Origin of the sequence: Kitasatospora sp. NPDC004799 (genome assembly GCF_040609095.1) — a bacterium.
Lineage (GTDB): Bacteria > Actinomycetota > Actinomycetes > Streptomycetales > Streptomycetaceae > Kitasatospora.
In genome coordinates this window covers 1-8539 of the sequence record NZ_JBEXJK010000360.1, presented here as the reverse complement: position 1 = coordinate 8539, position 8539 = coordinate 1, and the positions used below count along the sequence as shown (strand labels likewise).

The 8539-nt window shown below is 73.0% G+C and carries 7 protein-coding genes; 1 reads left to right on the top strand and 6 read right to left on the bottom strand.

Annotated elements, in window-relative coordinates; translation table 11 throughout:
• Positions 1-54: 54 nt before the first annotated feature.
• The 3 genes from ABZW03_RS32120 to ABZW03_RS32110 form a co-directional block, all read right to left on the bottom strand.
• The gene (locus ABZW03_RS32120; protein ID WP_355266142.1) at positions 55-459 is read right to left on the bottom strand and encodes a hypothetical protein; all 405 of its coding nucleotides are present in this window, start codon (positions 457-459) and stop codon (positions 55-57) included.
• Between the two features lie 350 nt (positions 460-809).
• Complete coding sequence (locus ABZW03_RS32115) at positions 810-1508, bottom strand: ribonuclease HII (RefSeq protein ID WP_355266139.1); 699 nt, start codon at positions 1506-1508, stop codon at positions 810-812.
• A gap of 94 nt (positions 1509-1602) precedes the next feature.
• Positions 1603-2154 (bottom strand): TetR/AcrR family transcriptional regulator, encoded by a 552-nt coding sequence (locus ABZW03_RS32110; RefSeq protein ID WP_355266136.1) that lies wholly within the window; start codon positions 2152-2154, stop codon positions 1603-1605.
• 430 nt (positions 2155-2584) lie between these two features.
• Here ABZW03_RS32110 and ABZW03_RS32105 point away from each other — a divergent pair, with 430 nt between their 5' ends.
• Positions 2585-4126, top strand: coding sequence for an MFS transporter (locus ABZW03_RS32105; RefSeq protein WP_355266144.1), 1542 nt, complete (start codon positions 2585-2587; stop codon positions 4124-4126).
• A gap of 154 nt (positions 4127-4280) precedes the next feature.
• On the opposite strand, the gene ABZW03_RS32100 is transcribed toward ABZW03_RS32105, so the two are convergent.
• The 3 genes from ABZW03_RS32100 to ABZW03_RS32090 form a co-directional block, all read right to left on the bottom strand.
• Positions 4281-5924: a DUF4173 domain-containing protein gene (locus ABZW03_RS32100; protein ID WP_355266133.1), complete on the bottom strand. Its 1644-nt coding sequence runs from the start codon at positions 5922-5924 to the stop codon at positions 4281-4283.
• A gap of 396 nt (positions 5925-6320) precedes the next feature.
• Positions 6321-7211, bottom strand: a complete 891-nt coding sequence (locus ABZW03_RS32095) for a carbohydrate ABC transporter permease (protein ID WP_355266130.1) — start codon at positions 7209-7211, stop codon at positions 6321-6323.
• 143 nt (positions 7212-7354) lie between these two features.
• Complete coding sequence (locus ABZW03_RS32090; RefSeq protein ID WP_355266127.1) at positions 7355-8407, bottom strand: sugar ABC transporter permease; 1053 nt, start codon at positions 8405-8407, stop codon at positions 7355-7357.
• Positions 8408-8539 lie beyond the last annotated feature (132 nt).

Genomic DNA, 8539 nt, shown 5'->3' with positions numbered 1-8539 from the left:
GACCTCGGGCCCGGCACCGTACGGCGGCACCGGGCCCGAAGTGGACGACTGTGGTCAGGCCCTGGCCGGGCGGCCCGGCGCGGCTCCGGCCGCGCCGGCGGCAGCCGGGCCGGCGTCGCCGCAGACCACCAGCAGCGCGGTCGCGTGGTCGAGCGCCCGGGTGTACGCCTCGGCGGCCTTGGCGGACGGTCCGCCGTTGACCACCAGGACGACCACCTCACGGCGGACCGGACGGGTCAGCGCGGCGTCCGCGTAGAACACGTCCCCGCCCTCGGCGAGCTGCGCCCAGTAGCGCTCCTCGCCGAAGGAGAGTTCGTGCTGCTGCCAGGGGTGCGCCTCGCCGACCGTCAGCACCAGGATGTCGCCCGGGTCGCGGCCGGACTCCAGCAGCAGGTCGACCGCGTCGTCGGCGCGCTCCACCGCCTGCGCCGGGGTGGCGGCGATCCGCTGGACCTCCACCCCCGGTGCGGCGGGGGCCGGGTGGCGCGGGGCCGATCCGGGCTTGGGGATCAGTCGCGGCGGGCCCGGACGGGCAGGGCGCGGCGGGGCCGGGCGCGGCGGCGCCGGACGGGGGCCGGGCACCGGAGCCGGGGCGGCGACGGTGCTGGGTGCGGTGGCAGGGGCTTGTGCGTCCGACTCGCGGGGGAAGGGAACGCCGGGGCCCGGGAGGCTCTCGTGAATCTCCGGCTCCTCGGGGAAGACAGGCATACCCGGATATCTATCAAATGCCGGTCGGACGCGCACGGGCGCCCCACCCCTTGGGCACCGGCCTCCCGCCACCCCCTCCTGGGGCAATTCCAGACGGACCGTCAGAAACCGAGCGTCAACTGTTCGTCGGCGGACCCGCGGCCGTCACCCGCGACCTCCCGGACGCGCTTGAGATGACGCCACTTCGGCAGGGCATCCAGGTACGCCCAGGAGAGCCGGTGGTGCTCGGTGGGGCCGAGTTCCTCCAGCGCGGCGCGGTGCACCGGGGACGGGTACCCGGCGTTGTCGGCGAAGCCGTACTCCGGGAACCCCTCGCCCAGTTCGGCCATCAGGCCGTCGCGGTGGACCTTGGCGAGCACCGAGGCGGCGGAGACGCAGATGCAGGACTGGTCGCCCTTGATCACCGTGCGCACCCGCCAGGGGCCGCCGAGGTAGTCGTGCTTGCCGTCCAGGATCACCGCGTCGGGCTCGACCGGTAGCGCCTCCAGCGCGCGGACGGCGGCCAGCCGCAGCGCCGCCGTCATGCCGAGCTCGTCGCACTCCTGCGGGGAGGCCTGCCCGAGCGCGTACGCGGTGACCCAGTCGGCGAGGACGGGGGCGAGCGCGCGGCGGCGCAGCTCGGTGAGCAGCTTGGAGTCGGTCAGCCCCTCCGGCGCCCTGCGCAGGCCGGTGACGGCCGCGCCCACGGTGACCGGCCCGGCCCAGGCACCGCGCCCGACCTCGTCGAGACCGACGACGATCTTGGCGCCGGCCCGGCGGAGCGAGCGTTCGACGGAGTGCGTCGGGGGGACGATAGGCATGGAGTCATCCGTTCAGCGGGGGCAGCCTCCAGCCTAAGCCCGCCCGGCACCACCGCTCGGGCCCGGTGCCACTGCTCAGCCCGGCACCACCGGCTCAGGCCCGGATCATCGGCTCCAGCACCTCGTCCACCAGTCGGCCGGCGAAGCCGGGCCCGATGTTCTCCAGCCCGCGGATCTTGACCTGGTAGAGCAGCACCGCCGGGATGACGTCCGCCACCAGCGGGCTGGCCGCGCCGGGCCGGACGTCGCCGCGCTCGGCACCCCGGCGCAGGATCTCCAGGATGGCCCGCGCGGTCGGCTCGATGACCCGGTCCGTGATGAAGGCCTTGAAGACCTCCGCCCGCTCGTGGTCGATCTCGCCCATCAGCGCGTTGAGCGCCGAGCCCACCCGGGAGGCCATCGCCTGCGTGAACTCCTCGACGATCCGGCGGAGTTCGTCACATGCGGACCCGAGGTCGGGGGTGTCGTAAGGCCGTGGGAGAGTGGCGTCCAGGGCGTCGATGACGAGTTCGTCCTTGGACGCCCAGCGCCGGTAGAGCGCGGCCTTCCCGGTCCGCGCCGCACTGGCGACCCCTTCCATGGTCAGCCGCGCGTATCCGCCGGAGGTGAGCTGGTCGAGCGCGGCCTCGAAGATCGCGTTCTCCAACTCCTTCCCCCGGCGCCGCGCCGGCCGTGCCAGGGCCTGCTGGGCGGCCCGCACCGGACAGAAGCCCGGTTCGACACCCGGACCCGCGACCGCCGCCCCGGAGCCCGACTCCACAGGTCGAACGACCCCGGGCCGAACGCCCGCCTCCCCCGACACCGACCCCGGCACCGGCACCGGCACCGGCGACCCTCCCGTCGTCCCGCCCGGCGACCGCCCGGACCGGTCCGCCACCAGGCGCCGCATCAACCGCTCCATCGCCACCTTCCTTAAGGAACGCTTGCGTTCACAATCACAGCCAGGCTATCGTCCGATTAGTGAACGATCCCGTTCCTTTGCGGCCTGCGCAAGGGCGCCGCGCCATGCCCGGACCGGCGACTCCGCCGGACCCGCACCACCGAGCACATAGCCAGCAGGGGGCACATTCGTGGCTATCTCCGACACGCTCAGCAAGACCTCACCACCGCGGACCAGCCAGGGGCGGGGCAAGGGCATCACCCTGACCGTCATCGCGGCCACCCAGCTCATGGTGGTCCTCGACGCGACCATCGTGAACATCGCGCTGCCGCACATCAAGGACGCCCTGGGCTTCTCGACCACCGACCTGTCCTGGGTCATCAACGCCTACACCCTGACCTTCGGCGGGCTGCTGCTGCTCGGCGGTCGCGCGGGTGACATCCTCGGCCGCCGCCGGGTCTTCATCTTCGGCACCCTGCTGTTCGGCCTGGCCTCGCTGCTCGGCGGTTTCGCACAGGACAGCACTCTCCTGCTGGCCGCCCGCGCACTCCAGGGCATAGGCGGCGCGATCTGTTCCCCGACCGCCTTCGCACTGATCGCCACCAACTTCGACGAGGGCCCGGAACGCAACCGGGCGTTCGGCTTGTTCTCGGCGGTGGCCGGTTCGGGCGCCGCGATCGGCCTGCTGGCCGGCGGCCTGCTCACCGAGTACCTGAACTGGCGCTGGGTCTTCTTCGTCAACGTGCCGATCGCGATCCTGATCGCGATCGCCGCGCCGCGCTACATCGCCGAGTCCGAGCGCCACCCGGGCCGCTTCGACCTGCCCGGCGCGCTCACCTCCACGCTCGGCCTGGTCGGCCTGGTCTACGGGTTCATCCGGGCCGCCTCGGACGGCTGGTCGGACCCCATCACGCTGGGCTCCTTCGCGGCCGGCGCGGTCCTGCTCGCCGCCTTCCTGGTGGTCGAGAGCCGCACCGACCAGCCGATCACCCCGATGCACCTGTTCGCCGACCGCAACCGCACCGGCGGCCTGGTGATGATGCTCTGCCTGGCCGCGGCCATGTTCGGCATCTTCTTCTACGTCGTGCTGTTCGTGCAGGGTCCGCTCGGCTACAGCCCGTTGAAGGCCGGCGTCTCCTTCCTCCCGATCAGCGTCGCGATCATCATCGCCGCGCAGATCGCGTCCAACCTCCAGGCCCGGTACGGCCCGAAGCCCTTCATGGCGGGCGGCGCGCTGCTGGTCACGGTCGGCCTCACCTGGCTGACCCAGATGAGCAAGGACAGCGGCTACCTGGACGGGGTGCTCGGCCCCACGGTGGTGTTCGGCTTCGGCATGGGCCTGATCTTCGTCCCGGTGATGCTGCTCTCCGTCGCGGGCGTCCCCGGCGAGGAGACCGGCGCCGCCTCGGGCCTGCTCAACTCGATGCAGCAGATCGGCGGTTCGCTCGGCCTGTCGATCCTGACCACGGTCTTCGCGCACTACGCCACCGCCGAGGCCGCCGTCCAGCTGCCGAAGTTCATGGAGAGCGCGAAGCCGGAGCAGCTGGCCTACCTCCAGCAGCACCACGAGTTCCCGCCGGGCACGGACGCCGCCAACACCGTGCTCACCCAGGGCATTTCGCACGGCTTCATCGTGGGCGCCGCGCTCGCGGCGGTCGCCCTGCTGGTCGCGGTCTTCGTGATCAAGGCCAAGGCCAGTGACCTGCCCAGCGACTCCGCCGCCGTCGCGATGCACTGACGCCGACGCCCGCACGGGCGAACCGACGGCGGCAGGGCCGGCCAGGAGCAGCACGCTCCCGGCCGGCCCTGCGCCGTCCCCCGGTCCTCGGCTCGGCGGATCTCCCCCGGTCCTCGGCTCGGCGGATCTCCCCCGGCCCCCGCGACCGGTCCGCCTACCGATCGCCGTACGGCAGCCGCGCCCAGTCGCAGGCCGTACGGTCGGACGCCTTCGAGTCCATCAGCGGCCGCTCCGCCAGGATCTCCCGGGCCCGGGCGGCCGCGAGGTTGGTCGCGTACCAGGGCCTCGACTCCCCCTCCAGCTCCTGCCCGATCAGCTGCAGCGCACAGCTCCGCTGCGGCTCGGGGAGCCGGTCCAGCGCCGGCACCGCGTCCGCCGAGAGCCGGCGGACGTTGCGCAGGTCGATGGCCGCGGTGGCCGGCTCGGTCCGCAGGGCCCGCTCGTACCGGGTGACGTTCTGCTCGGCGACGATCGCGTCCGGGCCCATCAGGCCGTAGCCGACGAGGGTGAGCATCCCGCTGAGGACGACGACGCGCGGCAGCCAGCCGGTGCGGCGGGTCAGCCCGGCGGCGATCAGCAGCAGGAAGACGGCGCCCAGCCAGACCTCGACCACCAGCACCCAGAGCCGTAGCCGGGTGAGCCCGGAGGCGTCCACGTAGAACCACATCCGGCCGAGCGCCGAGGCGACCACGGCCAGCGCCAGCACACAGAGCAGGCCGAGCAGGATCCGCGCCACCCGGTGGTCGGCGGGGGTGGTGCGCGGGGCCCAGCGCTTGGCGAGGGTCACCACGACGAGGGTCAGCACGGTGATGACGCTCAGCTGCCAGAAGCCCTGCCGGGCGTACTCGGAGCGGCTCATCCCGGTGTTGCTCAGCACGGCGTCCGCGCCGCCGAGCACCACCACGGCCTGGATCGCCGCGAACGCACCGAACATCAGGTTGAGCGCGACCAGCGGCAGCGCCCACTCCAGCCGGCGCCGCTCCCGGCCCGGCCGGATCACCGTACGGTCCCAGCGGCGCGGGCCGGCGGCCATGTGCGCGAAGCCCAGCGCGACCACCGCCCCGAGCGCGAACAGCGCGCCGCGACCCGGGAGCTGGTCGAGGTCGAGGTCCGGGCTGAGGTTGCCCAGCAGGTCGGCCATGGCGGCGTCGGCGCTGGCGAACAGCAGGCCGAAGACGATCAGCAGGACGGCGGCGACCACGAGCGCCTTGAGCACCGGGACGATCCGGCCGCGGCCGGGCAGCCGCCGCCCGTCCATGCTCTCCCAGGCCCAGACCGCCGAGGGCACCAGCTGCCACAGGATGCCGGGCAGCGGGAGCAGCACGCCCGGCCAGCGGCGGCCGCCGTGCAAGGCCAGTGAGGCCAGCGCGAGCGCGCCGACGACGGCCAGCCCCGCGGGCCAGCCGGCGTCCCACCAGGCCGGGACGACCAGGAGGGCGACGGCGAGCAGGCTCCACACCGCCGTCCAGGGCCGGATCCGGCGACCGGCCGCGCGGGCGGCGGTCCCGGCGCCGACGGCGGTGGCGGCGCCGAGCAGCAGCAGGTTGGGCCCGAGGCCGTCGTAGAGCAGCCAGGCCGTCAGCAGACCGGTGAGCAGGGCCACCAGGAGGACCCGGGGCGTGGCCGCGGCCCGGTGCTCGGGGTCGCTGCGGCGCAGCCACGTGGCGACCGGCGGCACGGGTGCGCCGGGCGTCCCGGCCGGGCCGGGCCTGCCCTGCGGGCCGGGGCCCGCAGGGCGGTAGGGGCCGTACGGGTCGTACGCGTCGTACGGGTTCTGCGGCGCGGCCGGCCCGGGCATCCCGACCGAACCCAGCGCCCCGACCGCACCGGGCGCACCGACCGCACCGGACGGTCCCGGCGCCCCCGCCGAACCGACCGAACCGACCGAACCGGCGGAACCGACCGAACCCGGCGCCCCGGGCACCTCCTGCGACCGGGCTCCCCCGACCCCCTCGACCCCCTCGATCACCTCGTTCGAACCGGGCGAATCAGGCGAATCGGACGAGGCAGGCATGGACGGGCCTGACATGAGTCCCCCTCAGTGGTCGGCGTGCACGCGGAAGCCACCCATCGGGCGGTCCGCCGGCGGGCGCACCCGGCGGTGCGGCCGCTGCCGACTGTAGACCATTCTGAACAGGTTCAAAAGTTGACTCTGAACGCGTTCAGAATTCTCTCGCCACCGAGGTTTTCCCGACTACCCCTTCACCGACCCGGCCAGCAGCCCCCGGACGAAGTACCGCTGGAGGCTGAAGAAGACGATCAGCGGCACGACGATCGACAGGAACGCCCCGGCCGTGAGCAGCTCCCAGCGCCCGCCCAGCGAGCCGGACAGCTGCGCCAGCCGCACCGTCATCGGCGCCACCTCCGGTGTGCCGCCCGCGAAGGTCAGCGCCACCAGCAGGTCGTTCCAGACCCAGAGGAACTGGAAGATCGCGAACGAGGCCAGCGCGGGTGTGCACAGCGGCAGCACGATCGACCGGAAGATCTTGAAGTGCGAGGCCCCGTCCACCACCGCGGCCTCCATCAGGTCGCGCGGCAGCTGGGCGATGAAGTTGTGCAGCAGGAACACCGCCAGCGGCAGCGCGAACATCGTGTGCGCCAGCCAGACCGGCGCGTAGCTGCCCTTCAGGTCCACCGCCGGGATCAGCGTCAGCGGGCCCAGGTGCGCGCCGCCGGAGAACAGCCGCAGCAGCGGGATCAGCGCCATCTGCAGCGGCACCACCTGGAGCGCGAACACCGTGAAGAAGACCGCGTCGCTCCCCCGGAACCGCACCCAGGCCAGCGCGTACGCCGCCATCGCGGCCAGCGCCAGCGGGAAGACCGTCGCCGGGACGCTGATCGCCAGCGAGTTGACCAGGAAGGGCATCAGGCCGGTGGAGACGCCGGGCCCTCCCTCGAACAGCACCGCGTGGTAGTTGCCGAGGCCGAGGTCCGGGTGAAGGAAGGCGTTCCACCAGCCGCTGGCGGTCACGTCCTGCTTCGGCCGCAGCGAGGTCACCAGCAGGCCCAGCGTCGGGATCGTCCAGAGCACCGTCATCGCGATCACGAACACCGAGGCCAGCGGGCTGCTGAAGGCCTTCCGCACCGGCCGCGCCGAACCCGCCGGACGTACCGAACCCGCCGGCCGAACCGGCCGCGCCGCCCGAACCGCCCGCCCCGCCTTCACCGAACGCGACGAGCCCGCCGAACGCGGCGCGTCCACCGGCCCCTCCCGGCCCTCCGTCCCGGTCACCGGACCTCACGCTCCTTCCGCAGCTGGACGATGTTGTAGGCCACCAGCGGCAGCACCGCGAGGAAGAGCAGCACCGCGAGGGCGCTGCCCCGGCCGGAGTTGAACTGCACGAAGGACTGCGAGTACATCTCGTTGGCCAGCACCTGGGTGCCGAAGTTGCCGCCGGTCATGGTGCGGACGATGTCGAAGGCCTTCAGGGTGATGATCATGACGGTGGTCAGTACGACCATCACCGTGGTGCGGATCATCGGCACGGTGACGTACCAGAACAGCCGCACCCCGCTCGCGCCGTCCAGCCGGGCCGCCTCCACCACCTCGTCCGGGATCGCCTTGATCGCCGCCGACAGCACCACCATCGCGAAGCCGGTCTGCACCCAGACCATCACCGCCATCAGCAGGAAGGTGTTCAGCGGCTGCGAGAGCAGCCAGTTCGGCGGATCGTCCCAGCCCACCGCCACGGCGAGCTGGCTGAGCAGGCCGATCTGCGGCTGTCCCGGCCCGCGCGACTCGTAGACGAACTTGAAGATGATCGACGCGCCGACCAGCGAGATCGCCATCGGCATGAAGATCAGCGACTTGTACACCGACTGACCGCGCATCCGGTCCACCAGCAGCGCCAGCACCAGCCCCAGCCCGGTCGCCACCAGCGGCGCGACCACCAGCCAGAGCAGGGTGTTGACCAGCACCTTCTGCACCGAGTCGGAGGTGAAGGCCCAACCGAAGTTCTCGCCACCGACGAACCGGGTGCCGTCGTCGTTCTGGAGGCTGAGGTAGACCGTGCGGACCAGCGGTACGACCAGGCCGACGGCCAGCAGCACCACCGCCGGGCCGAGGAAGACGGCGACCGCCAGCGGACGGGCCAGCCGGCCCCGGGCCCGACCGGCGACCAGCAGGACCACCAGCAGGATGCCCAGGAAGCCCGCGACGGCCCCGACGGTGTTGCCGAACTTGACCGCCGCGTCGGTCCAGGCGCCGGCCGCGAGTCTCGCGGTGGCCAGTCCCCCGGCGGCCGGCTCGGCTACGGGTGGAGGGAATCCGGGTACGGACATGGCTGCGCGTCCCTTCGGGCGTGGTGGGAAGGGGGCGGGCGGTGCGGGTGGGTGGCCCCACACCGCCGTCGTCACCGGGATCGGCCTGGTCTCCCCGCTCGGCCGCAAGCCCGCCGAGGTGTTCGAGGCGCT

Bases quoted from the DNA above. Each gene is read 5' to 3' on its own strand.
- ABZW03_RS32115 (WP_355266139.1), bottom strand. From the start codon at position 1,508: ATGCCTATCGTCCCCCCGACGCACTCCGTCGAACGCTCGCTCCGCCGG.
- ABZW03_RS32100 (WP_355266133.1), bottom strand. From the start codon at position 5,924: ATGCCCGGGCCGGCCGCGCCGCAGAACCCGTACGACGCGTACGACCCG.
- ABZW03_RS32090 (WP_355266127.1), bottom strand. From the start codon at position 8,407: ATGTCCGTACCCGGATTCCCTCCACCCGTAGCCGAGCCGGCCGCCGGG.